Annotated in this window: 20 protein-coding genes; 7 read left to right on the plus strand and 13 right to left on the minus strand. The window is 54.0% G+C overall.

All coding sequences use genetic code 11. From position 1 onward, the window contains the following. The first annotated feature begins 57 nt into the window (after nt 1-57). From uvrA to WC612_00190, 3 genes are all read left to right on the plus strand, one after another. A complete protein-coding gene (uvrA, locus tag WC612_00180; protein MFA6279197.1) occupies nt 58-2,895 on the plus strand; it encodes an excinuclease ABC subunit UvrA in 2,838 nt (945 codons plus the stop codon). A gap of 90 nt (nt 2,896-2,985) precedes the next feature. Beyond that, nucleotides 2,986-3,777 carry a hypothetical protein gene (locus WC612_00185; GenBank protein MFA6279198.1) on the plus strand — a complete coding sequence of 264 codons (792 nt, stop codon included), beginning with the start codon at nt 2,986-2,988 and terminating at the stop codon, nt 3,775-3,777. 404 nt (nt 3,778-4,181) lie between these two features. Continuing rightward, nucleotides 4,182-5,690 (plus strand): hypothetical protein, encoded by a 1,509-nt coding sequence (locus WC612_00190; protein ID MFA6279199.1) that lies wholly within the window; start codon nt 4,182-4,184, stop codon nt 5,688-5,690. Between the two features lie 5 nt (nt 5,691-5,695). Here WC612_00190 and WC612_00195 read toward each other — a convergent pair whose 3' ends face one another. The 7 genes from WC612_00195 to WC612_00225 all read right to left on the minus strand — a co-directional run bounded on the left by WC612_00195 (nt 5,696) and on the right by WC612_00225 (nt 13,790). Then, nucleotides 5,696-6,832: a divergent polysaccharide deacetylase family protein gene (locus WC612_00195; GenBank protein ID MFA6279200.1), complete on the minus strand. Its 1,137-nt coding sequence runs from the start codon at nt 6,830-6,832 to the stop codon at nt 5,696-5,698. Continuing rightward, entirely contained in the window at nt 6,829-8,274 is a 1,446-nt protein-coding gene (locus tag WC612_00200) for a S41 family peptidase (GenBank protein ID MFA6279201.1), read from the minus strand. The genes WC612_00195 and WC612_00200 overlap by 4 nt, the downstream gene beginning before the upstream one ends. Before the next feature lie 118 nt (nt 8,275-8,392). Continuing rightward, the gene (locus tag WC612_00205) at nt 8,393-9,517 is read right to left on the minus strand and encodes a peptidoglycan DD-metalloendopeptidase family protein (GenBank protein MFA6279202.1); all 1,125 of its coding nucleotides are present in this window, start codon (nt 9,515-9,517) and stop codon (nt 8,393-8,395) included. Between the two features lie 4 nt (nt 9,518-9,521). Next, nucleotides 9,522-11,063 (minus strand): 2,3-bisphosphoglycerate-independent phosphoglycerate mutase, encoded by a 1,542-nt coding sequence (gene gpmI / locus WC612_00210; protein ID MFA6279203.1) that lies wholly within the window; start codon nt 11,061-11,063, stop codon nt 9,522-9,524. A 270-nt stretch (nt 11,064-11,333) separates the two neighbouring features. Then, nucleotides 11,334-11,768 carry a 23S rRNA (pseudouridine(1915)-N(3))-methyltransferase RlmH gene (locus WC612_00215; GenBank protein MFA6279204.1) on the minus strand — a complete coding sequence of 145 codons (435 nt, stop codon included), beginning with the start codon at nt 11,766-11,768 and terminating at the stop codon, nt 11,334-11,336. Continuing rightward, complete coding sequence (rsfS, locus tag WC612_00220) at nt 11,765-12,793, minus strand: ribosome silencing factor (GenBank protein MFA6279205.1); 1,029 nt, start codon at nt 12,791-12,793, stop codon at nt 11,765-11,767. The genes WC612_00215 and rsfS overlap by 4 nt, the downstream gene beginning before the upstream one ends. 94 nt (nt 12,794-12,887) lie before the next feature. Beyond that, nucleotides 12,888-13,790 (minus strand): nicotinate-nucleotide adenylyltransferase, encoded by a 903-nt coding sequence (locus tag WC612_00225; protein ID MFA6279206.1) that lies wholly within the window; start codon nt 13,788-13,790, stop codon nt 12,888-12,890. A 92-nt stretch (nt 13,791-13,882) separates the two neighbouring features. On the opposite strand from WC612_00225, the gene clpS reads away from it, so the two are divergent. Together clpS and clpA are read left to right on the plus strand one after the other, a co-directional pair. Then, nucleotides 13,883-14,242: an ATP-dependent Clp protease adapter ClpS gene (clpS, locus tag WC612_00230; protein MFA6279207.1), complete on the plus strand. Its 360-nt coding sequence runs from the start codon at nt 13,883-13,885 to the stop codon at nt 14,240-14,242. 17 nt (nt 14,243-14,259) lie between these two features. Continuing rightward, nucleotides 14,260-16,584: an ATP-dependent Clp protease ATP-binding subunit ClpA gene (clpA, locus tag WC612_00235; protein ID MFA6279208.1), complete on the plus strand. Its 2,325-nt coding sequence runs from the start codon at nt 14,260-14,262 to the stop codon at nt 16,582-16,584. A 9-nt stretch (nt 16,585-16,593) separates the two neighbouring features. Here the strand turns inward: clpA and lpxD are convergent, their stop codons facing one another. After that, on the minus strand, nt 16,594-17,691 hold the full coding sequence (gene lpxD / locus WC612_00240; GenBank protein MFA6279209.1) for a UDP-3-O-(3-hydroxymyristoyl)glucosamine N-acyltransferase: 1,098 nt from the start codon (nt 17,689-17,691) through the stop codon (nt 16,594-16,596). Between the two features lie 81 nt (nt 17,692-17,772). Between lpxD and WC612_00245 the strand changes: the two genes are divergently transcribed. Next, nucleotides 17,773-18,819, plus strand: coding sequence for a hypothetical protein (locus WC612_00245; protein ID MFA6279210.1), 1,047 nt, complete (start codon nt 17,773-17,775; stop codon nt 18,817-18,819). 178 nt (nt 18,820-18,997) lie between these two features. Further along, entirely contained in the window at nt 18,998-19,360 is a 363-nt protein-coding gene (locus WC612_00250; protein MFA6279211.1) for an HU family DNA-binding protein, read from the plus strand. Between the two features lie 144 nt (nt 19,361-19,504). On the opposite strand, the gene WC612_00255 is transcribed toward WC612_00250, so the two are convergent. The 5 genes from WC612_00255 to greA form a co-directional block, all read right to left on the minus strand. After that, nucleotides 19,505-20,398 (minus strand): peptidylprolyl isomerase, encoded by an 894-nt coding sequence (locus tag WC612_00255; GenBank protein ID MFA6279212.1) that lies wholly within the window; start codon nt 20,396-20,398, stop codon nt 19,505-19,507. Nucleotides 20,399-20,515: 117 nt separating this feature from the next. Further along, on the minus strand, nt 20,516-21,775 hold the full coding sequence (gene fabF, locus WC612_00260; protein MFA6279213.1) for a beta-ketoacyl-ACP synthase II: 1,260 nt from the start codon (nt 21,773-21,775) through the stop codon (nt 20,516-20,518). Between the two features lie 36 nt (nt 21,776-21,811). Further along, nucleotides 21,812-22,051 (minus strand): acyl carrier protein, encoded by a 240-nt coding sequence (locus WC612_00265; protein MFA6279214.1) that lies wholly within the window; start codon nt 22,049-22,051, stop codon nt 21,812-21,814. A 287-nt stretch (nt 22,052-22,338) separates the two neighbouring features. Next, the gene (locus WC612_00270; GenBank protein ID MFA6279215.1) at nt 22,339-22,959 is read right to left on the minus strand and encodes a DedA family protein; all 621 of its coding nucleotides are present in this window, start codon (nt 22,957-22,959) and stop codon (nt 22,339-22,341) included. 101 nt (nt 22,960-23,060) lie between these two features. Continuing rightward, nucleotides 23,061-23,537 (minus strand): transcription elongation factor GreA, encoded by a 477-nt coding sequence (gene greA / locus WC612_00275; protein MFA6279216.1) that lies wholly within the window; start codon nt 23,535-23,537, stop codon nt 23,061-23,063. Nucleotides 23,538-23,580: the final 43 nt, after the last annotated feature.

Raw genomic sequence — 23,580 nt, forward strand, 5'->3', positions numbered from 1 at the left:
GCTTTTGTTCTTTTTTTGTTCTTGTTTTTTGATCAAAGTTGGGTCATATATCGCGCTATGAACCAATCCATCCATGTGCGCGGGGCGCGTGAGCATAATTTAAAGAATATCGACGTGGTGATTCCGCGCGATAAGCTGGTGGTCATCACGGGCCTGAGCGGCTCGGGCAAGTCCTCGCTGGCGTTTGACACCATCTATGCCGAAGGGCAGCGGCGCTATGTCGAAAGCCTGTCGGCCTATGCGCGGCAGTTTTTGGAAGTGATGCAAAAGCCGGACGTGGATGGCATCGACGGCCTATCCCCCGCCATTTCTATCGAGCAAAAGACGACCTCGCGCAACCCGCGCTCGACCGTCGGGACGGTCACGGAAATCTATGACTATATGCGCCTTCTCTTTGCGCGGATTGGCGTGCCCTATTCCCCCGCGACGGGACTGCCCATCGAAAGCCAGACCGTCTCGCAGATGGTGGATCGCATAGCGGCGATGGAGGAAGGCACGAAACTTCTGCTTCTTGCCCCCATCGTAAGGAGCCGCAAAGGCGAATACCGCAAGGAGCTTGCCGACCTGCAAAAACAGGGCTTCCAGCGCGTCAAGATCGACGGCACGGTTTATGATATTGAGGACGCGCCCGCGCTGAATAAAAAAATCAAGCACGATATCGCCGTGGTGGTGGATCGCCTTGTCGTGCGCACGGCCATGGATCACCGCCTTGCCGACTCCATCGAAACCTGCCTGAAGCTGGCGGATGGATTGATGTTTGCCGAGAACGCGACAACGAAAGAAATCACCCTTTTCTCCGCTAAGTTCGCGTGCCCCGTCAGCGGCTTTACAATTGATGAAATTGAACCCCGCCTGTTTTCCTTTAACAACCCGCATGGCGCGTGCCCTGCCTGCGACGGGCTGGGGCAAAAACTCTCGTTCGATCCCGCGCTTGTCGTACCCGACGAAAGCCTATCGCTGAACGAAGGTGCGCTTGCCCCGTGGAAGACAACCTTTGCCGCGTTTTATCAACAAACGCTGCGCTCTATGGCCAAGCATTACAAAGAGAGCATGGAAACGCCGTGGCGCAAGCTGTCACCCGCATTTCGTGAGGCAATCCTGCATGGCAGCGGCGATGTTTCCATCAAAATCGCCTATGAGGACGGAACGCGCAGCTTTAAAACCACCAAGCCGTTTGAAGGTGTAATCCCCAATCTGGCGCGGCGCTGGCGCGAAACGGATAGCAGCTGGATCCGTGAGGAAATCGGCAAGTATCAGGCCTCTACACCTTGCGACGCTTGCGGTGGGCAACGCCTGAAGCCCGAAGCCTTGGCCGTAAAAATCGGTGGCCTGAATATCAGCGAGGTGGCGGCGTTCTCGATTGCCGATGCCGCGACGTGGTTTTCCAAACTGGACAAAAAGCTGACGAAAAAGCAGCGCGACATTGCCTCACGCATCCTTAAGGAAATCAATGAACGCTTAGGCTTTCTTAACAACGTCGGCCTTTCCTATCTGTCTATGTCCCGCGCCAGTGGTACGCTATCGGGCGGCGAGAGCCAGCGCATCCGCCTTGCCTCGCAAATCGGCTCTGGCCTTACGGGCGTTTTGTATGTTCTGGATGAGCCGTCCATCGGTCTGCATCAACGCGATAATGATCGCCTGCTGGAAACACTGAAACGCCTGCGCGATCTGGGCAACACCGTTCTGGTTGTCGAGCATGATGAGGACGCGATCCGCAGCGCCGACTACCTGATCGATATGGGCGTGGGGGCTGGCGTGCATGGCGGCAGCGTCGTGGCGGCGGGAACACCCGCGCAAGTCCTAAAGTGTAAGGACAGCCTGACCGCGCAATACCTGACGGGCAAGAAAAGCATCCCCGTTCCGGCGCAACGCCGCAAGGGACGCAAGGGAGAATGGCTAGAGCTTTTTGGCGCACGCGAAAACAACCTGAAGAACCTGCATGCGCGTTTTCCTTTGGGCGTTTTGACCTGCGTCACGGGCGTATCGGGCAGTGGCAAATCCACGTTGGTCAACGAAACGCTGTATAAGGCTCTGGCCAAAGCGCTGAACAATGCCCGCGATCCGGCGGGCAAGCATGACTCCCTGAAAGGCATTGAGTTTATCGACAAGATCGTGGACATCGACCAATCGCCGATTGGCCGCACGCCGCGATCCAACCCCGCGACCTATACCGGCGCGTTTACGCCCATCCGCGATTGGTTCGCCGCCCTGCCGGAATCCAAGGCGCGAGGCTACGCGGCGGGGCGCTTTTCCTTTAACGTCAAGGGCGGGCGGTGCGAGGCGTGCGAGGGCGACGGCGTCACAAAGATCGAGATGCACTTTCTGCCCGATGTTTACGTCACCTGCGACGTATGCAACGGCAAGCGCTATAACCGCGAGACGCTAGAGATTACCTATCGCGACAAATCAATCGCCAACGTTTTGGACATGACGGTGGAGGAAGGCGCGATTTTCTTTGCTGCCGTCCCTTCCATTCGCGACAAGCTGCAAACGCTGGAGCGCGTGGGCCTAAGCTATGTCAAAATTGGGCAAGCGGCCACCACCTTGTCGGGCGGCGAGGCGCAACGCGTCAAGCTTTCGAAAGAACTTTCGCGCCGCGCAACGGGCAAGACGCTGTACATTCTGGACGAACCCACCACGGGCCTGCACTTTGACGATGTGCGCAAGCTGATGGAGGTTCTGCACGCGCTGGTCGATCAAGGCAATTCCATCATCGTGATCGAACATAATTTGGAAGTCATCAAGACCGCCGATCATATCATCGACCTCGGCCCCGAAGGCGGCGATGGCGGCGGCAAGATTATCGCCACGGGCACGCCCGAAGAAATCGCGGCGAACAAAGCCAGCGTCACCGGCGCGTATTTGAAAGCGTGTTTGGGACCCTTCAGGCGATAAGGGGAGCATTAACCATCTTCTTGCGTTGACGAAGGAAGCCGCGAATTGATAGGCTCTCCGCGCGTTCAATGATTAAAAAAGGAAGCTTTTATGAAAACCGAAATTACTGAAACCATCCCCACAAACGCTGGCGAAAAAGAATTCGAAACACTCGACGCGCTAAGAACGCTCAACGATTCCATGCGCGTTCTGGGCCTTTGTTTTGAGAGAACGACACTGGCAAATTATTTTAGGCCTGTACAAAGTGCAGCGCGCACGGCTTTGACTCCGCTTCAAGTCGCCAAACTTAGCCTTGCTTTAGAGCGCTCCGACATTGTTGTCGATGGCAAGCTCAAAATCCTGCGCCCCGGATCGCGCAAGATCGGCGGCTTCTACAAGTCAGAAAGCGGGTGGATCCTCCGCCTTCCTCCAGAAGATATTAAAGAACTCGTCGAGCGCGAAGAGCTTCTTACCCAAAACGCCCAGATGGTCGCTCTAGCCTACGAAAAGGCGGAAACAGTCAACGCTGAAGCAGAGACTAAAAAAACAGAAAAAAACATTGAAAGCCTTATTTCGTTTTTTAACCGCGCAACCAACAGATTTTGGGAAAGCAAACCCCTTAACAATCAACAATTTTGCCTTAAAATGATGAAAGGTAGCAGCGCCCCTTTGGTAGGGATCAAAGGGCTTTGCGATGCCTTGGAACGCACTTGCTTCCGCATGGCTGGAAAAGAAATCAGCGGGGTGAGAACCCGTTTTGCCATTGGTCATGTTCAAACGTGTGAAAATGATCGCAACATTACGATTACGCTCGAAAAAACTGAGATCCGCCGCGCCCTTGACCGTAGAGAGAGGCTTGGAAAAACAATTCGGCAAATTATCAAAGATAAGAGCTTGGGTTAATTTTAAGAAAAAAAGGGGGTATAGCCAAAACAATTAAAGAGATGGCAAGTGGTAAAGAAAACAAACGGGACTCCCGCTTTCGCGGGAGTGACGGTGGTTTTTGTGGCCGCATTTCCCTTTAGCGTCATACCGGCGAAAGCCGGTATCCAGCGGCCTCGCATCTGCGAGGCATAAGAGTCAAATCAATCAAAGCAGCCCTTTTGTTTATACTTTTGAGTCATACGCGCCGCAGACGCGGCGCAACTGGATCCCGACTTTCGTCGGGATGACGGTGGTTTTTTGTGTCGTTTATGTTATTTTACTTTCGTTCTCATTAAAAGCCTCCCCTATTCCCCTTTTGCAAATCCCCGCTTTTTGATGCACAATGGAAAACCTCGGCTTTTTGTCTGAAAAGAAAAACCATCGTGACCGAACAAAAGACGCTCACCAAGACCGCCCTCTCCCGCCTTCAGGCCTTGGCCAAGGGCAACGGCCTTGCGCCCGAAGCCATTCGGCTTGTTGAATTCAAAGAGGAAACCTACACGCTGACGGGCGTTTTAAATATGACGCCCCATATCGATGTTCGCACCAATGCCTATAACGGGCGCAGCAAGCTTAAAGGCGTGCGGGTTCTTCCCTCCTTTGCCGCGCTTGACGAGGAAATCACCCAAAGCCAGCAGGCCTTTGAAAAAGAGGACGCTTGGGTCAAGGACGCCGTGGCCGAAATAAAGAAAACAAAAGGCTTTGGCTGGGGACAACACGACTCGCTTTTGACATGGAGCGATCCGACAACCACGCTTGTCGCCACAGAAAACTGCCCTTCTTGTAATGGCACGGCGCAGCATCCTTGCCTTGACTGTCAGGGGCTTGGCTTTACCACATGCCTGCACTGCGAAGGGCGTGGGCGAGAGCTTTGCTATAACTGCGGCGGCAATGGCCAAGATCCCGCCAACCCGTCCAACCCCTGTCCGATTTGCCAAGGCACGCACTATGCCCCCTGCCGCCACTGCAACCAAGCAGGCCGTCTCCTCTGCATCACCTGTCAGGGGAAGGGCTCGACGCCCTGCAGCTCCTGCGAAGGCACGGGCGTGATGAGCCGCGAGGCGCACATCACCAAGGGCGCAAAGCTGTCCTTTTCCCTAAGTGCCACATCGGGTCTTCCCAGCGGGCTTCTTCGCGCTGTCTCGCGCTTTGGCGAAGCCAACCTGCCCAAAGGCCACGCGGACATCACCCTTGTGCCAGAGGATCCCGAAAAGCCGCAGAAGAAAACAACGCTGCTTCTTGAGGCCAAGATTCCCTATGCCGACATCAAGATTGTTATCAACGGCAAAGGCTCCCTCATCGCCTGCGCGGGCAAGATGGGGCGGCTTTTAGGCGTGCCGGCCTTTTTGGATGCTTCGCTCAAAGAACCGCGCCGCGAACTGGCGCGGGCCGCGCATGGCGCAATCCCCCTTAAAGCCGCGCTGACGGCGCGTGCCCTTCAAGATGCGCTTAAACTGGCGCTCGCGGGAAAAATAAGTCCCAACGATCTGCGCCGCCTTTATCCCGTCGGCCTGTCGGGCGACACGGCCAAGGAAATCATGGGTCACATGGAGCTTGCCCTTCGTGCCCAAACAAGGCAGCTGCGCCTTATTATCGCGGCCTGTTGCCTTGTGGCCAGCGGCGCGATTTTTGCTCTGTTCTTTTTCTCGCCGCTTCTGGCGTCGTTATCAATAAAAACGGCCACCCTTATCAAGGCCGCGTTACCGGTTTTTGTTGTAGGCGCAGATTGGTTTGTTTTGAGTCAGGCCGCACGGTGGGCTTTAAAAAAGAAATTCCCCACCCTTCCCTTGGCCGCCACGCAAAGCATCGGGCGCACGGGCTATACAACGCTCGGCCTTGTTTTCGCGCTGTACGTCGCGCTGTTTCTGGCCGCCACGTTCCTTCGCTTTTAAGCCGCCTATCGCACCACCGAGGAGAGCGGAACCAGCGCAACGCCGCGCTCGCGAAGGTGACGCGCCCAAATCTCAATCCGGTCAAGCGTGACGGGCAAAGGCTCCGCCATCGCGACAACAGCGCCTTCAACCCGCGCGATTTGTTCTAGCTGCGCGAGCGCCGCGTCGATGGCTTGCGGCGTCGGGGTCGAGTCAATAAAGCGCACGCTTTGCGCTGTCGGCACTTTCATCTTGACCGCCAAATCGCTGATGATGCTGTGCGACGAGATTTTGGAATCTAAAAACAAAAGCCCCCGTTTGCGCGCCTCTTCCAAAACGGGCTCCATCTTCACCGAGTCCGTCACAAAACGCGATCCGGAAAGGGTCGTCAGCCCGACATAGCCTTGGGCAAGGCGCAACACATCACGCAGACGCACCATATTGTCGCTGTTCGGCAAGGTCGTCAAAAGGGACTTCGGCCCTGAATCATTGCGCGGGTAGTCAAACGGCTCCATCGGCAAGGAGAGCAGCGTTTCATGCCCGTCTTGCCGCGCCCGCGTTACCCATTCGTCAATCGACGTGCCCTGCGCATCAAACGCAAGCGTCACAGCGGGCGGCAGGCGATGCAAGGCGGCATCCGTCGCCACCCGCGAAAAGCCCATATCGCCAATCACCAGCGCAATGCGGGGGCGCGGGTCGCGAAAATCAAAGGTTCTGGCATAAACCTGCCAAGGACGGCGTCCATCTTCCGCTATTTTGGGAAGAAAGCCCGTCGGCGTTTCCTCCACCAACGCCATATCGGGCGCAATGCTTAAAGGCTCGGTATTCGCGTCATTGGCCGTGGCCGCTTGTTGCTCGGCCTCTGTCTTGGGCTCATGACGTTCCTTTGTCGGTGTTTTATCAAGGGTCGTGGGGATCGAGGCCAAATCCATCTCTTCCTCTGGCGCGACATCATGCGCCGCACGGTAAGAAGGACGAACATGCGCCCCACCCCCCATAAAAAGAGGAAGCACCAAAAGAACCAACAACAGGCCCGTCGCCGCCAGCTTCACCTTGCGCGGGTAGCGCGCTAGAAATGTCTCACGTCGCGCCGCCAGCGCCGCTTGAAGGGCAATGGCGACATTGACGGAACCGACATCGGGGGCTTGCGCGTCGTCGCTCACTTCGCCCTATCCTCCGCCACTGTTGCCGTTTTAAGGCTGAACAAATGAATGCCCCTGATCAGATCCAAGGCGCGTTCAAGCTGATAATCATAGGCCTCGGCTTTTTTGCCTGTCTTGTCCTTCTTATCGCCATCCGCGCTCTTGCTATCATCAACGCCATCGCCTGAAGCCCCCTCATCCTCAGAAGGCTTGGCTTTCTTTTCCTTGTCCTTCTTGGAATCCTTGCCGTCTTTGACCGTATCGTTGACCAAAGCGCCGCGCAGATCCGCCTCGCTCAAGCCCTTACCCGTCGCGATTTCTTCAAGCTTGGCGGGCTGAACGGCAATGTCAGGCTCGATCCCCTTTTGCTGGATAGAACGACCCGACGGCGTGTAATACCGCGCGGTGGTCAGGCGCATTGCCCCCGATCCCGCGAGAGGAATAATCGTCTGGACAGAGCCTTTGCCAAAGCTCTTTGTGCCAAGGATGATGGCGCGGTGATAGTCTTGCAAAGCACCCGCGACAATTTCCGAAGCCGACGCCGAGCCACCATTGATCAGAACAACCAGCGGCTTGCCTCCCGTTTTATCGCCGCCCTTGGACAGATAGGTTTGGTTTTCGTCTTTGTGACGGCTGCGCGTCGAGACGACTTCTTTCCCGCCGTCGATAAAGCTGCCACTGACCGAAATCGCTTGATCCAACAAACCGCCCGGATTGTTGCGCAAATCGATCACATAACCGACCAGTTTTGCGCCGATTTGCTTGCTCGCCTCGGCCAAAGCCTTATCAAGCCCCGGCTGCGTCTGTTCATTAAACGTCTTGATGCGGATATAGGCCACGTCGTCCTTAACTTCCCACCGAACGGCCTGCACATGAATAACCGCACGCGTCAGCGTCACGTCAAATGGCTGCCCCGTCAGCCCGCCGCGCCGAATGGTCAGCGTAATCTTGGTTCCCGGAACACCGCGCATTTTATCAACGGCCTCGCTAAGCGTTAGCTCTGTCACGGGCTTGGAATCCAGATGTGTTACAAGATCACCCGACTGAAGCCCCGCATGGGCGGCAGGCGTATCATCGATAGGCGAGATAACCTTGATCAGGCTGTTTTCCATCGTAACTTCGATGCCAAGACCACCAAACTCGCCACGCGTTTGCGTCTGCATGTCCTCATAGCTCTTTTTATTCAAATAGCCCGAATGAGGATCCAGCGCAGAAAGCATCCCGTTGATCGCGTTTTCAATCAGCTTCTCGTCCGTGACTTCGTCCACATAATCGGCGCGCGTGCGCTCTAGCACATCGGCAAAAAGGGTCAGTTGTTTATAGGTGTCCGTATCGGCGGCCATCCCCTTGCTTGACATCGCGCTCGTGCTTTGATCCACCGTTCGGGCATAAACGCCACCCCCTGCGCCAAGACAGCCGGCCAACAAAACAACAAGAGAAATTCGTGAAAGCAAACGAGTCATAAGGGGAAGCTCCAGATCGAATCGGGGAAGAAGGTAAGGTTAAGCCACTTTAGAGTATAAGTGGCCAAGGAGAAAACGGAAAAAAAGAAGGCTTATCGGAAGCCGCACGGCCTTTTTCTTATACAGGAGCCAAGGGCTTAGAATCATGACGCCATTCAAAGTAAAGCTCAGCCTTGCCCTGCCCCTTGGTGGGCAAAATGCCCAAAGGCTCGCCGCTTTCAACCTGCTGCCCGACATCGACATCAAGGCGCGCAAAACCCGATAGAAAGGAGTGATATCCCCCCTCATGCTGAAGGATAATCACCTTACCGTACCCACGAAAAGCGCCCGCGAACATCACGCGTCCCGCACGCGGCGCAATCACGGGACTACCCGCCGCCGCCGCAAAGGTGATCCCCTCACTCGTCACGCCAAAATCGTCCTTGTCGCCATAACCATGCACAACCTTGCCCGAAACGGGCATCTTGATAAGGCCGGCCTTGGCACGAGAGGATGGGGATAGGCGGCTCTTGCCGATAGCCTTGCTCCACGAGGAATCGGTAACCTTTTCCATAAGTTGCCGAAGGTCTTTCGCTTCATTGGTGAGGCTTTCAAGCTGCCGCGTTAAGGCTTCTTTTTCTTCAGTCGTTTTTTCCAAATACCCTTGGCGCGTTTGAATGAGTTGATCCAGCTTGTTCTTTTGCCATGAAAGATTTTGCCCCGCGGCCTTGACAAGGTTCCGCTGCTTCTCAGTCTGATTTTGTAATTGCGTGTATTGTTCAACCTCTTGCGCTAGTTGGTTCGTTTCATCCTTAAGGTGTGGGAGCATGGAGCGAAGCAAGATCGTGCGATGAATGGGATCGTCAGGCGAAGCCTCTTGCATCAAGACAACCTCGGACGGCTGACGGGAAAATTGCAAAAGGAGGCGCGTCAGCAACGCAAGGCGGCGGCGGGATTCATTTAAAGAAAGGGTGCGCCGCTCCGTTTCCTTTTCTAAAGCCGTCAAACGATCCTCAAGCTCTTCCTGTTCATTGCTTTTGGTCTGAAGCTCTTGGCCAGCCGTAATCAACTTATCGCGCAAGGTCTCCAGCTCCTGAGCCGTCGCGGTTTCTTTCTTCTCCAGCCCTTGGGCGGCGGCCTTTTGCTCTTCCAGTTGCTTTTCGACCCGCGCGAGATCGGCAGGCGTCTGCGCAAGACTGGGCGCCTTAAGCGACAAGAGAAAAACGGCGACTAACGCGATAAGAAAGATCGTCTTTTGGGGCAAAGCCTTATCCTATAATCAAGCTCGAGCCTTCCATGGGGGAAGGTTTCTCGACTCCCATAAGCGACAAAAGCGTCGGCGCGACATCGGCCAGACGACCATCACGCAAACGATGGCACGATGTCCGTCCCACGATCACAACGGGGACTTTGGATAGGGTGTGCGCCGTATGGGAGCCACCCGTTTCCGCATTCGCCATAACCTCACAATTGCCGTGATCCGCTGTGATCAAGGCCACGCCGCCCGCTTTTTCAAGGGCCGCCACAAGCCGCGCCAGACAGGCATCAATCGTCTCCACCGCCCTGACGGCAGCAGGCAATGATCCCGTATGCCCCACCATATCGGGGTTGGCATAGTTCACAACGATCAGGTCATAAGCGTTGCCTTCCATCGCCGCAATTGCCTTGTCCGTCACCGTTTTCGCGGACATTTCAGGTTGAAGGTCATACGTTGCCACCCTAGGCGAGGGAACCATGATCCGGTCTTCACCCGCGTAAGGGTCCTCGCGCCCGCCATTAAAAAAGAACGTGACGTGAGGATACTTTTCCGTCTCGGCAAGCCGCAGCTGAGTCAAGCCAAGGTGAGCTACATACTCGCCCAGCCCCATGTCAATTTTCTTGGGCGGAAAGAGCGGCGTCATCACCTGATTGAGCGCTTCTGAATACTCCACCATGCCCATCGCGGCGCCGAAAAGAACAACCTTCTTGCGGTTAAACCCTTTAAAAGACGGCAACAGTAAGGCCTCAAGAATCTCACGCGCACGATCCGTCCGGAAGTTCGCAAACAGGATTCCGTCGCCATCCTTCATGCCCTGATAAGAGGTCATCGCGATAGGCAACACAAACTCGTCATAAATCCCATCTACATAGCTGGATTCAATCGCGTCCACCGCCGCTGGCACGCGTGCGCCTTCACCAGACACCAGTAGATTATAGGCCTTTTGGACGCGCTCCCACCTTTTGTCACGATCCATCGCGTAATAGCGACCACACACCGTCGCCAAGGACGCGCCCACGCAGTCGATCAAAGAATCTTCAAGCTGGCCGATTTGCTCCACCGCGCTTTGCGGCGGCACATCGCGCCCATCCAGAAAAGCGTGAACCTGAACCGTTAGCCCCGCCGCCGTCAGAAGCTTGGCCAACGCCACCATATGATCTTGATGAGAATGCACGCCGCCCGTAGAAGCCAACCCCATTAGGTGACACACGCCGCCACTGGCGCGAAGCTTGGTGATAAACGCCGTCAATGGCTCGTTCGATTCAATGGAGCCGGAGGCGATGGCGCGGTCGATCAAAGGCAAATCCTGATACACGACGCGCCCCGCACCCAGATTCATATGCCCAACCTCGGAATTCCCCATTTGCCCTACGGGCAACCCAACGTCCTCCCCCGATGCTTCTAACAACGCATGGGGATGATCGTTCCATATTTTTTGCCATGTGGGGGCCTTGGCGACACTGATGGCGTTATCCGCCGCAGGCTCGCGGTAGCCAAAACCATCCAGAATACACAACATAACGGGGCGGGAATGCGGGAGTGAATGAGGCATGGTGATTCCTTAGGATGACGTTTTATAAAACTATAACCTATCTCCGATAAAGTGATCATGAAAAAAGAAAACAAACGGGATTCCCGCTTTGCCCTTTCGCCCGCCGCAAGCGCGGCGGGACGAGGGCGCGGGAATGACAGGATTTATGTTTTAATTTAACCCCTTACCGTCATCCCCGCGAAAGCGGGGATCCAGTTTTTTTGAATCATTTTATCTGACGAAGACCGTATAAAGCATAAAGACCAGCAGGGGAATATGCCCGCCCCCCTCTTAATCCCTATGATAAGGATGTCCGTTATTGATTTGCTGGGCGCGGTAAAGCTGCTCAATCAGCATCACACGCGCCAACTGATGAGGCCATGTCTTATGGCCAAGGCTTAGGCAAAAATCGGCGCGTTCCTTAACGGCTGCCGTCAGGCCATCCGCCCCACCGATCACAAGGACAAGCTCTGATACGCCTTGATCCTGCCATGCCGCCATTTTGTGGGCGAGTTCACGACTGGTCAAATCCTGCCCATGCTCATCCAAAATCACAACAAAGGACTGCGCGGGCAACGCGGCCAAGATAGCCTCATTCTCAGCCTTTTGGTTTTGGGTGGCCAATTCACGAACAGAAAAGCCACCCGTCAACCTTTTGATATACTCATCGCAAAGCGCTGCCTGAGCGCCACGCACTTTGCCAACAGCCAGAATCCGGCTTTTCATTCCCCTGTTTCAACAGGCGTTGTCGCCGACCAAATGGTCTCAATATGATAGTAGGCACGCACTTCGGGGCGGAATAAATGAAGAATAACGTCCCCCGCATCGATCAAGACCCAATCGCCTTGGGTCAACCCTTCGACACGCATGTTCTTAACGCCTAGTTTAGAGAAGGCCTCACGCAGATACTCCGCCATCGCGGCCAACTGACGCGCTGAACGGCCTGAGGCGATAATGACATGGTCGGCAATCGCGCTGCGACCACGCACATCAAGCGCCATCACATCTTCCGCTTGCCGCTCATCAAGAACCTGCAACGCAACGTCCCTCATTTGCTCTGGCAAGCCAAGAGGCTCTAGGCTTAAGGGAGGCGTCACCACAGTCGTTGGGGCAGCGACCTTCTTAGGAGGCGCGACCTTCTTGGCTACGACTTTCTTGACCGGAGCCTTTTTCGCTACAGGCGCTTTCTTTACGGCAGCCTTCTTGGGCGCCACCTTCTTGGGGGCTGCCCTCTTCGCCGGAACCTTCTTCGTCACAGCTTTTTTGACAACAGCCTTTTTCACCGCAACCTTTTTCGCAGGGGCCTTTTTCGCCGCAGGTACTTTCTTCACGGCTACCTTCTTGGGAGCGGCCTTCTTGGGAGCGGCCTTCTTGGGAGCTACCTTCTTGGGAGCGGCTTTCTTGGGAGCTACCTTCTTGGGAGCTACCTTCTTGGGAGCTACCTTCTTGGGAGCTACCTTCTTGGGAGCTACCTTCTTGGGAGCTACCTTCTTGGGAGCTACCTTCTTGGGAGCGGCCTTCTTGGGAGCGGCCTTCTTGGGAGCGGCCTTTTTGGCTACAACCTTCTTCACCGCAACTTTTTTCGCAGGAGCCTTTTTTGCCACAGGCGCTTTCTTGACAGCAGCCTTCTTGGGGGCAACCTTTTTAGGGGCCGCTTTCTTGGCGACAACCTTCTTTGCCGGAACCTTCTTGGTCACAGCCTTTTTGACGGCGACTTTTTTAGGGGCAGCGACCTTTTTCTTAACGACCATCTGGGAACTCTCCAATTGCTGATAATTACAAACCGATCATGCAATAAAAATGCCCCACCCGCAAGGCGGATGGGGCATAAAAAGTCAATCAAGCTTACTTCTTGACTGTTTTCTTCACGGCCTTCTTCAAAACCTTCTTATCGGCTGGTTTCTTGGCAACGGCCTTCTTCACAACCTTCTTAGCGGCTGGCTTCTTGGCAACGGCCTTCTTCACAACCTTCTTAGCGGCTGGCTTCTTGGCAACGGCCTTCTTCACAACCTTCTTGGCTGCGGGTTTCTTGGCAACGGCCTTCTTGGCGGCTGGTTTCTTAACGGCTGGTTTCTTAACGGCTGGTTTCTTGACTACCATTTCTAGTACTCCTTCATTGGATGGGTTAGATTTTGAAGCGACCTTACTTCGTTGTCTTATCTGCGTCGCAGACAAGGGATTCACTTTATTGTCCAGCATCACCCAGACGGGCGGACTGGTATCGGCCAGATCCTCGGCCAGCGCTAAAGGCAACTGCTCTTTTGCAAAGACTGCATGAGCGTCACCCCCTACGTTCGAATCAGAATACTCCGATCGGCGGAAAACAGCAACGGGTAGAGCAAGGAAAATCTGTTGCCATGATTTCCACGAAGAGATCGTTTTAAAGTTGTCTTCGCCCATCAACCAGACGAATTTTTTCATCGGCTCACGCGCTTTCAACGCGTGCAATGTGTCGATGGTGAAGCGCGTGCCAAGACGCTTTTCGATGTCCGTCACGATGATGTTTTTGTGACGCGCCACGATGGCACGCGCCATCGTAAGGCGCACCGCATAAGGCATCATTTCATCCCGTGTTTTCAAGGGATTCAACGGTGACACCAACCACCAGACTTCATCCAGTTTCAGCCGCGCGAGCGCGAACAAACTCATCGCCACATGGCCTTCATGCGCAGGGTTGAAAGAGCCGCCCAAAAGACCGATGCGCTTTTGCTTCGTGATCATTTTTTTCTCGTCCATTTTCAGCTTCATGATTCAAATTTACCCCTTTACAGGAGTGTTGCAAATCATACACACTTTTCATCTATTTGTCTTGTGGCACGGTTTTATATAAGATGGAAGACATGACACACACCCTCTCTCCCCTCATGATGAGTGAACGCGAAAGTGACCCTAGCGAGAGTCACGCCACATGGACTCAGTCATCCGCCGACACTCAAACCAAAACAAAAAAGCCTTCGCTGTATAAAGTTTATCTCTTGAATGACGACTACACGCCGATGGATTTTGTGATCGTTGTTTTGGAAACGGTCTTCAACAAGGATCACGAAGAGGCTATGCGCATCATGATGCAAGTGCATCAAAGTGACAGCGGCCTGTGCGGCGTGTATCCTTTTGACGTTGCGGAAACCAAAGTCTCCCAAGTACTTCAAGCCGCGCATGTTGCGCAGCACCCCCTTCAATGCAAAATGGAACGTGCGTAACTTTAAGGACAGCCCCCATGCTTTCTCCCCATCTTGAAGACACGTTGCACCGCGCTTTAACCTTGGCCAGCGTTCATCACCACGAATATGCGACGTTGGAACATTTGCTGCTGGCGCTGACCGAAGATCCCGATGCGCTGCCCGTTTTGACGGCCTGCGCCGTCGATGTTGGTGTGTTACAGGCCAGTTTGGATCACTATTTGGAAGAAGAACTGGACGTTTTGATCACCGATCAGATTGTCGAGCCTTTGCCCACCATGGGCTTTCAACGCGCCTTGCAACGCGCCGTGATCCAGGTCCAATCCGCCGGAAAGACAGAGGCAACGGGCGCGCACCTTTTGGCCGCCTTGTTCCAAGAGAGGGAAAGCCACGCCGTCTTTTCCTTGACCCAACAGAACGTCACAAGGCTGGACATCGTGAATTTTATCGCGCACGGCCTTAAGAAAAAGGCCACACACCACAAAAAAGCCAAAGACCTTTCCAAAGAGAGCGCAGGCAGCGACGAAGCACAAAACGATTCCGAAGAGCTTGAGTCCTATTGCATCAACCTCAACCAAAAGGCGGCTCAAGGGAACATCGACCCCCTTATTGGCCGCGATAAGGAAATTGAGCGCACCATCCAGATTCTCTGCCGCCGTCAGAAAAACAATCCCCTTTTCGTCGGCGAGGCGGGCGTGGGCAAAACAGCGATTGTTGAAGGCCTTGCACGGCGCATTGTAAGAAACGAAGTGCCCGACGTTTTAAAGGAAGCCACGATCTTGACCCTTGATCTGGGGTCCCTTGTCGCGGGCACGCGCTATCGCGGCGATTTTGAAGAACGGCTGAAGAATGTTTTGGCAGCTATCAAGAAAATCCCCCATGCTATCCTTTTTATTGATGAAATTCACAGTGTAATCGGGGCTGGCGCGACCTCTAGCGGCTCTATGGACGCGTCCAACCTTCTTAAACCGGCTTTAACGGAAGGCGCTTTTCGCTGCATCGGCTCCACCACCTATAAAGAGTACAGCGCTATCTTCAAAAAAGACCATGCGTTGGCAAGGCGCTTTCAAAAGATCAATGTCGAGGAGCCTTCGATTGAGGAAGCCGTAACTATCCTGATGGGTCTTAAGACCACGTTTGAATCCTACCACGACGTGCTCTATAGCGACGAAGCGCTTCGCGCGGCGGTAGAGCTTTCCGCCCGCCACATCAATGATCGTAAACTGCCCGACAAAGCCATCGATGTTATCGACGAGGTTGGGGCGGCGCAAAAGCTTATTCCTCAGGGCTCACACCAGAAAATCATCGAGGCCAAGGATATCGAGGCCGTCATCGCCAAGATGGCCCAGATCCCCGCGCATTCTGTCAGTCAGGACGACAAGACGATCCTTCAACATCTGGGGCGTGATTTGGCGGCGATGGTCTTTGGCCAAAACGAAGCCATCCAAGCGCTGGCCAGCGCCATCAAGCTGGCACGCGCAGGCCTTCGTGAGGTGGAAAAGCCTATCGGCAGTTATCTATTCTCAGGCCCCACGGGCGTCGGCAAAACCGAGGTCGCACGGCAACTGGCCAAAAACATGGGCATTGAGCTAAAACGCTTTGATATGTCGGAATATATGGAAAAGCACAGCATCGCGCGGTTGATTGGTGCGCCCCCGGGCTATATTGGGTTTGAGCAAGGGGGACTTTTGACCGATGCCGTCGATCAGCATCCTCACTGCGTTGTCCTTTTGGACGAGATTGAAAAGGCTCACCCTGACCTGTTCAACATCCTGCTTCAAATCATGGACCACGGCCAACTGACCGACCACAACGGCAAAAGCGTCAACTTCAGGAATGTCATTCTGATTATGACGACGAACGCGGGCGCGGCAGACTTAGCCCGCGCGGTCATCGGCTTTGAGCGCACAACACGCACCGATGACGATTATGAAGCGATCCAGCGTCTTTTCACACCAGAGTTTCGTGGACGCCTTGATGCCATTATCGGCTTTAAGACGCTTACCCCCGAGACAATGGCTCGCATCGTCGACAAGTTTATACTGCAGCTGGAAAACCAGATTGCGGATCGCGCGGTCAGTTTAACGGTTTCGGAACGGGCGCGAGGCTGGCTTGGCAAAAAAGGATACGACCCGCTTTATGGGGCGCGGCCTCTTGCACGGCTTATTCAGGAAAAAATCAAAAAGCCGCTGGCCGAAGAACTTCTCTTTGGCAAGTTGCAAAACGGGGGGACCATTCTGGTCGGCGTGAACGAAGCCACGGACACCCTGACCTTCCTGTTTAAAGAGCCTTTCTCTCCTCCCCCTGCGCCAGAAAAGATGCCGAAGGAAAAAGAGGCCGAAGAACCTCTGGAAACAGCGTAAAAGAGGGGTCTACCCCTCTTTTTTCTCCAACGCGTCCAAACGACTCGTTAGGTCAGCGATTTTTTCGACAAGCCCTTTGACGCGAGCCAGATTGTGCATGTCCTGTATCATTTTCTTGCGCGGCTTGGCGGGCACACCGATAACAAGACTTTGAGGCGGCAGGTTACCCGCAACGCCGCTCATCGCCATCACAACGCTATCGTCGCCGATTTTGACGTGATCCGCCACGCCCACCGCGCCACCTAGCACCACACGGTTGCCGATCACAACACTCCCCGCAATGCCTGTGCGTCCGCAAAGCATGCAATTGTCACCAACCTGCACGTTATGACCGATTTGAACCTGATTATCGATTTTTGTGCCATTCCCGATCCGCGTCGAGATGATCGTTCCACGATCAATTGAGCTGTTCGCGCCAATCTCAACATCGTCCCCAATGATCACGGAGCCCAGCGACGCGATACGCATAAGCGATGTGTTGGATGCGCCACCACCCTCGCCCGTTGCCTTGGCGCTTTCGACGCTGCCCATCTGCGGCGTAACAAAGCTAAAGCCATCCGCACCGATAGAGGTGTTGAAATGGATAATCACCCGTGCCCCGATCTCAACCCGCGCCCCAATCCGCACGCCAGAATAAAGACACCCGCCCGCGCCGATCTTGGCCTTAGGCCCAATGTAAACTTGTGGGTGCAACGTTGTGCCTGCGCCAATTTCCGCGCCCGAGGCCACAAAGCACTGCGCCCCAATCCGCGCATCTGGCGCAATGATCGCACCCTCTTCGATGATGGAAGTCGGATGGATGCCCACAGGCAGGGCCACGACCTCTTCAAACAAACGGGTCAACGTGGACAGCGCCACGCGTGAGCGCCCCACAGCGATGGAGGCGCGGATCGTGGCGGGGATTTCGGTTTCGTCCGCAACAATAGCGGCCTTGGCGGCACTTTGCTCCAGCATCGGCAAAAAGGCCTTGTCCATGGCCAGAACCAGAGCGTCCGGCTCAAGAATTGAGGCGGGATGAGCCACATGCGTGACAACAACAGCGCCATCGCCTATCAGCTTGGCCCCCAGAATGTCGGCAATTTCTGCCATGGTGTATGATTTTGTCATAACCAACCTTCTACCATCCCACGGTAAAAAACACAAAAACTTAAGATTGGCGGTTTGGACTGTTTTTGTATAGAATACCCCATGCGCATCCTTACCCCCCTCCTTGTTCTGTGTTTGATGTCGGCTCCGGCTCTTGCGGCCAGCAAGGCGCCAAAAACCGCCCCAACGCCCCCCCCCACCGCACCATCTACCGAGGCGCACCCCGTGTTCGAGCCTGATGGCCGCTTTGGATTTTGTCTAAGCAGCTATACCTATAGTGATGGGCGTAAAATGACTGTCGCCCAATCGCCGGAAAATCAGCTTAACCTTGGCCTCACTATCCCTGACGCACATTTTGAAGTCGGCGCACGTTATGACATCACCCTAACGCTGGGCAGCCAAGACGGGCGCAAAATCCGCGGCCAAGCCATCGACGATGGCACGCTGTTGCTGCAAATGGGGGCAAGTCCCAAATTCCGCAAACAACTAGTCGCCGCCCAAACGCTTTCGGTCGGGACGACCTCTAAGACCTTGGTCTTTGCCCTGCCCGCGATGAATCCTCTGTTCGACTCGCTGAAAGCTTGTCTCAAGCAGAATAAAGGCCAAAAGAACGAGGCCGTGGCTCAAAGCGAAAACGCCTTGCCTGAAACGCTGAAAGCCCTTTTGATCACCGCTGGCTTCACCGACATTATTCCCATGTCGATGGAAGGCATCCCCGCCGAAGAACGCCCCGCTGATTATATTTGGAAAACAGGCAGCGTGCTGGCAGGCATCCGTGAACGCAAAGCGCCGGAAGGCAAGTCACTTGCCGATTTGATCGGCATTTATATGGGGGGACTTAAAGACCAGTGCCCCGGAACCTTTAAGGTTGATATTGAGCGCGAACAAAAAGAAGGCGGGTTGACCCTGCGCCTTGCCAGCGCCGTTTGCGCCCCCAAAACAGACAAAAAGGCTGATAAAAAAGACGACAAGGATAAGGATCCCACGGTCACCGTGGCTCTTCTTTTCTACCTGACCCCTCATGGCGGCTTTACCGTTTTCACGCATGAAGGCCAAAACGAAGGGAAAACCGAGGCTCTGGCAGCCCGTGACAAGATGGCCAAAGCCATCCTTAGCCTTGCCAAAACACAGGCAGGCAACGCGCAATAGCCCCTCTTCCCCCGTTATTTGTTAACAAAAAGACGCGCCCCAACAAAAAATGCGCTTTTAAAGGCGATTCCTGCATTATCCCGATTGCATCGCGTGAATTTGCTGCTAACACAATAGGGATGCTGATGTGATTCTACCTTATTCTTTTCAGCACACATTCAAACCTTAGGAGAGTCTTATGGTCAAAAAAGCAACCGTCAAAACCGTAACAGCCGTTCGTCCTGTCAAGGAAACGCTGACAAAATCAGCCCTGATTGGCTTGATCGCGGAACAAAATGAAGTGTCGCGTAAAGTGGCAACTGGTATGTTTGATACGCTGGTCAACACCATGATGGGATCCATTCATCCCAAGGGTGTTGGTGAGTTCACGCTTCCTGGCGTTTTGAAAATCTCGTTGCGTAAGGTTCCTGCCCGCAAGGCTGGCACACTGATCCGCAACCCCGCCACAGGCGAGATGATGAAGGCCGATGCCAAGCCCGCGAGCGTTCGTGTCAAGGTTCGTGCTCTTTCGAAGTTGAAGAACACAGCGAAGGGCGAATAAGCGTTTAACAGCTTATCGTTCTCGTTAGAGACAAAAGGGCTTGGAGAAATCCAAGCCCTTTTTTGTTCGCCCTATTTCTCTCACAACAACAAAAAAGCCCGATGTTTCCATCGGGCTTTTTCTTGAAGGGTAGAAAAGGAAATCTTATTTCTTTTCTTCTGTTTTCTTTTCATCTGCTTTGGCAGGCGCTTTTTCCTTAAGCGGCGAGCCGTCGAAGTTAAAGCGTTCAACCTTTGCCTTGGCCTGCATGTCCTTGACAAGCTGGCTGACCATTTCCTGACCGACCTGGTTCGTAATTTGATCTTTCACTTCAGCCAAAGGCGGAGGCGAAGACTTGCGACGATCTTCCAGCTTGATGATGTGATAACCGAAATCCGTCTTGACGGGCTTCTCGCTCAAATCACCAACCTTCATGGCAAAAGCCGCTTCGGCAAAAGGCTTGACCATCGCGCTGCGCGGGAAATAGCCAAGATCGCCGCCCTGCTTGGCCGAGCCGGAGTCTTTCGACTTTTCGGTGGCCAGCTTGGCGAAGTCTGCGCCGTCCTTAATCTGCTTCAAAAGATCATTGGCTTCGGCTTCGGTCGGCACAAGGATGTGACGCGCACGCACTTCGTCTTCCGGCTTGAACTTGGCCGAAAGCTCGTCATAACGCGCCTTGATCTTTTCTTCGGTAATCTTGGGCTGAACCGCCTTGCGGACATAAACGTCGGCCACGATCTGCGCTTCGGCATCCTTCACGCGATCCTTGACTTCCTTATCGTTCTGCACCTTTTCCTCATAGCCCTTCTTGGCGATCATCTTGGTCACAATCGCTTTTTCAAGAAGCTGGGGATAAAGAACTTGAGGAGGCATCTGTGAAGCCTGAGAACCCATGCCCTGCAATTCGCGCACGATTTCCGAACGCATGATGGGGTCGCCATTCACGCGCGCAACAACAGGATCACCGCCAGAGACAGGCGCTTTATCCGCAGCAGCAACAGGCAGCGCTACCGCGCCAAGCGCCAAAGCTAACGCAGCCATACGAAGCATTTTCGACATAGAGGTTTCCTTCCTTTTAAGACAAGCCGGACAATTCCGTGAATCGGATTTAACGCCGGAATTGTGGCATGATTAGGGAAAGGCGGCAATCATGAAAAAAGGCAGGGAACGAAAGGCCTACACCCGCCGGAACACCAAGCTCGCATTGGTTCCACCGAAACCAAAGGAATTGGAAAGAACGATGTTCAGCGTTTTTTCCTTGGCCTTAAGCGGCACAAGATCAATGCCCTCGCACTCCTCGGAACGATTTTCCAGATTCAGCGTAGGGGGAACGATGCCGCTTTGCATCGCCTTCAGGCAATAGATCGCCTCAACCGCGCCCGCTGCGCCCAGCAAATGGCCAATCGCGGATTTGGTGGACGACATGGTGGCTTTACCCACCGCATCGCCAAGAAGACGCTTAACCGCACGAACTTCAATCTCATCACCCAGCGGCGTTGAGGTTCCATGCGCGTTAATATAATCAATTTGATCGGGCGTAATGCCTGCGCGGGCCACGGCGGCCTTCATCGCGCGATACCCGCCATTACCGTCTTCGGCGGGCGCCGACATATGATAGGCATCGCCCGAAAGGCCATAGCCGATCACTTCGCCATAAATTTTTGCGCCGCGCTTTTTGGCGTGTTCATATTCTTCTAAGACGACAACGCCAGCGCCTTCGCCCATCACAAAACCATCGCGACCCTTGTCATACGGACGCGAGGCCTTTTCCGGCGTTTCATTGTACGATGTCGAAAGAGCACGCATGGCGCAGAAGCCAGCCATACCAATGCGACACACGGCCGCCTCGGTTCCGCCCGCCACCATCACATCGGCATCGCCCATCATAATGAAACGCGCCGCATCTCCAATCGAGTGTGAGCCTGTGGCGCACGCCGTGACGACGGAATGGTTGGGGCCACGAAGGCCATGCTTGATGGAAACTTGTCCCGACGCCAGATTGATCAGGCTGCGGGGAATGAAAAAGGGTGACACACGCCGCGCCCCCTTTTCCTTTAAGACAATCGATGTTTCATAAATCTCGTTCAGCCCGCCAATACCAGACCCGATAAGAACGCCCGCGCGTTCCCGCGCTTCGTCGTTTTCGGGAACATAGCCAGAATCCGCCATCGCCTCATCGGCCGCCGCCATCGCAAAATGGATAAAGATATCCATCTTCTTCTGGTCTTTCGGCTCGATAAAGCGATCGGGATTAAACTGGCCAGACGCATCGCCACGCGGAATTTGTCCCGCCACTTGGCTAGGCAAATCCGATACATCAAAACTTGTGATTTTGCCGATACCCGATTCCCCCGCAATTAAGCGAGACCAATTGGTATCCACGCCCACGCCAAGCGGCGAAAGCATCCCAAGACCTGTTACAACGACTCGTCTCATGTTTTTGCTGTCCTAATGGCAGGGCAGAAAGCCGACTTAATCGGCTTTTTTCTGATTGATGAATTCGACCGCATCCTTGACGGTCACGATCTTCTCGGCGGCATCATCGGGGATTTCAACGCCGAATTCTTCTTCAAAGGCCATAACAAGCTCAACCGTGTCCAAGCTGTCAGCACCCAGATCATCGATGAAGCTGGCATTGTCCGTAACTTTGGCCGCATCAACGCCCAAATGCTCGATGACAATCTTCTTCACACGTTCTGCAATATCACTCATGATCTGTTCAACCTTCTTTTGTTGATAAAACGATGGCAAGGCCCAAGAACCCAAAACACATCACGGCCTAGCCCGACATGCCGAAAAGGATTCGCCCTCACGCAGGAGGCTCTTTCTCTATGCCGTGATCATCCGGCTGTCCAGAAAATTAACGCGAAATCGCGTAAATTTTTTATTAACCCCGCCAAGGATATTAACCTTTGTTTTCCCCCAATTGACCGAAAACAAGGTTCCTTTTTCGACAAAACCCGTTAAAGAACAAACGGATAGATAAAAACTCCCTTTTATTAGGGAAGGAGGTCGCGCCCAGCCTCTTTTTCTTTTTGCATTTGACGCCGGACGTGAAAAACGCGCATCCCAATAACAAGCGCGAAAATAATCAGGAAGGCGATCATAAAACCGCGCACCTCAAAATTGACTGAAGCCTCATCACCAAGACCCATGCGCTGCATCATATCGCCGAACAGATACCCCCCGCCACAAAACACCAAGGACCAAAGGGTCGAAGCCAAAGCGTTCAGCACAAAGAAACGCCGCCACGACAAATTGCTCATCCCGATGGCCAAGGCGCTGATGTTACGCACGCCATACATAAAGCGGTAGGAAAGGATAAAAGAAATCGAATATTTCTCTAAAATAGAAAATATCTTTTCCATTTTAGGCTGAATTTTTGGAAAACGCCGCACGATGCGTCGCCCATAGTAGCGCCCCAAAAAGAACATCACCTGATCGCCGAACAAACTGCCAAGCGCCGCCGCGACAAACAAAGCGCGTACATCCAAAAGATCATGACTGGCCGCAAGGCCAGCAAAAATGACAAAAGTTTCACCTTCAAGCGCCGTCCAAACAAAGGTAATCAGATAAAACAGATCACCATGTTCGCGCACAAGATCAAGGATATGGTTCATTCAAGGAATCCCAAGGAAAAAGACAAACGCGTGCTACCTCTAGCAGAAGAAGACTCCGCCGTCACGAAGATAGGAAGAGACTCGTTCGGGGGGGGGACAGCCTACCTAAACAAAACCTTTGTGATTTCATAGGTTTTAAGACCCTTGGGGGTATTGACCTCAACGCTTTCCCCCATTTCCTTGCCGATCAACGCACGCGCAAGCGGCGAGGAGATGGACAGAAAGCCCTTTTTAATATCGGACTCTTCATCCCCGACAATCTGGTAGGTCATTTCCTCTTCCGTGTCCTCATCGATCACAACGATGGTCGCCCCGAACATGACGGCAGTCCCAGATAATTTTGAAACGTCGATGATTTCTGCGCGGCCAATCTTGTCATCAAGATCAAGGATGCGCCCCTCAACAAAGCTTTGGCGCTCACGCGCGGCGTGATACTCGGCGTTTTCCTTAAGATCGCCATGCTCTCGGGCTTCGGCAATCGCTTTGATAATGGCGTGACGCTCAACATTCTTCAGGTGCTTTAATTCTTCTTCAATACGCTGATAGCCCTGCGCCGTCATGGGAACTTTATCTGTCATCGCTGACCCTCACCTTTCACAAGGGGGTTAAAAAAGCAAAACG

This window comes from Bdellovibrionales bacterium, from assembly GCA_041662785.1.
Lineage (GTDB): Bacteria > Pseudomonadota > Alphaproteobacteria > UBA9219 > UBA9219 > UBA8914.

Coding starts and splice junctions, on each gene's coding strand:
- uvrA (MFA6279197.1), top strand. CDS start 58: ATGAACCAATCCATCCATGTGCGCGGGGCGCGTGAGCATAATTTAAAG.
- WC612_00185 (MFA6279198.1), top strand. CDS start 2,986: ATGAAAACCGAAATTACTGAAACCATCCCCACAAACGCTGGCGAAAAA.
- WC612_00200 (MFA6279201.1), bottom strand. CDS start 8,274: ATGACTCGTTTGCTTTCACGAATTTCTCTTGTTGTTTTGTTGGCCGGC.
- gpmI (MFA6279203.1), bottom strand. CDS start 11,063: ATGCCTCATTCACTCCCGCATTCCCGCCCCGTTATGTTGTGTATTCTG.
- WC612_00215 (MFA6279204.1), bottom strand. CDS start 11,768: ATGAAAAGCCGGATTCTGGCTGTTGGCAAAGTGCGTGGCGCTCAGGCA.
- rsfS (MFA6279205.1), bottom strand. CDS start 12,793: ATGGTCGTTAAGAAAAAGGTCGCTGCCCCTAAAAAAGTCGCCGTCAAA.
- WC612_00225 (MFA6279206.1), bottom strand. CDS start 13,790: ATGAAGCTGAAAATGGACGAGAAAAAAATGATCACGAAGCAAAAGCGC.
- clpS (MFA6279207.1), top strand. CDS start 13,883: ATGACACACACCCTCTCTCCCCTCATGATGAGTGAACGCGAAAGTGAC.
- clpA (MFA6279208.1), top strand. CDS start 14,260: ATGCTTTCTCCCCATCTTGAAGACACGTTGCACCGCGCTTTAACCTTG.
- lpxD (MFA6279209.1), bottom strand. CDS start 17,691: ATGACAAAATCATACACCATGGCAGAAATTGCCGACATTCTGGGGGCC.
- WC612_00245 (MFA6279210.1), top strand. CDS start 17,773: ATGCGCATCCTTACCCCCCTCCTTGTTCTGTGTTTGATGTCGGCTCCG.
- WC612_00250 (MFA6279211.1), top strand. CDS start 18,998: ATGGTCAAAAAAGCAACCGTCAAAACCGTAACAGCCGTTCGTCCTGTC.
- WC612_00255 (MFA6279212.1), bottom strand. CDS start 20,398: ATGTCGAAAATGCTTCGTATGGCTGCGTTAGCTTTGGCGCTTGGCGCG.
- fabF (MFA6279213.1), bottom strand. CDS start 21,775: ATGAGACGAGTCGTTGTAACAGGTCTTGGGATGCTTTCGCCGCTTGGC.
- WC612_00265 (MFA6279214.1), bottom strand. CDS start 22,051: ATGAGTGATATTGCAGAACGTGTGAAGAAGATTGTCATCGAGCATTTG.
- WC612_00270 (MFA6279215.1), bottom strand. CDS start 22,959: ATGAACCATATCCTTGATCTTGTGCGCGAACATGGTGATCTGTTTTAT.
- greA (MFA6279216.1), bottom strand. CDS start 23,537: ATGACAGATAAAGTTCCCATGACGGCGCAGGGCTATCAGCGTATTGAA.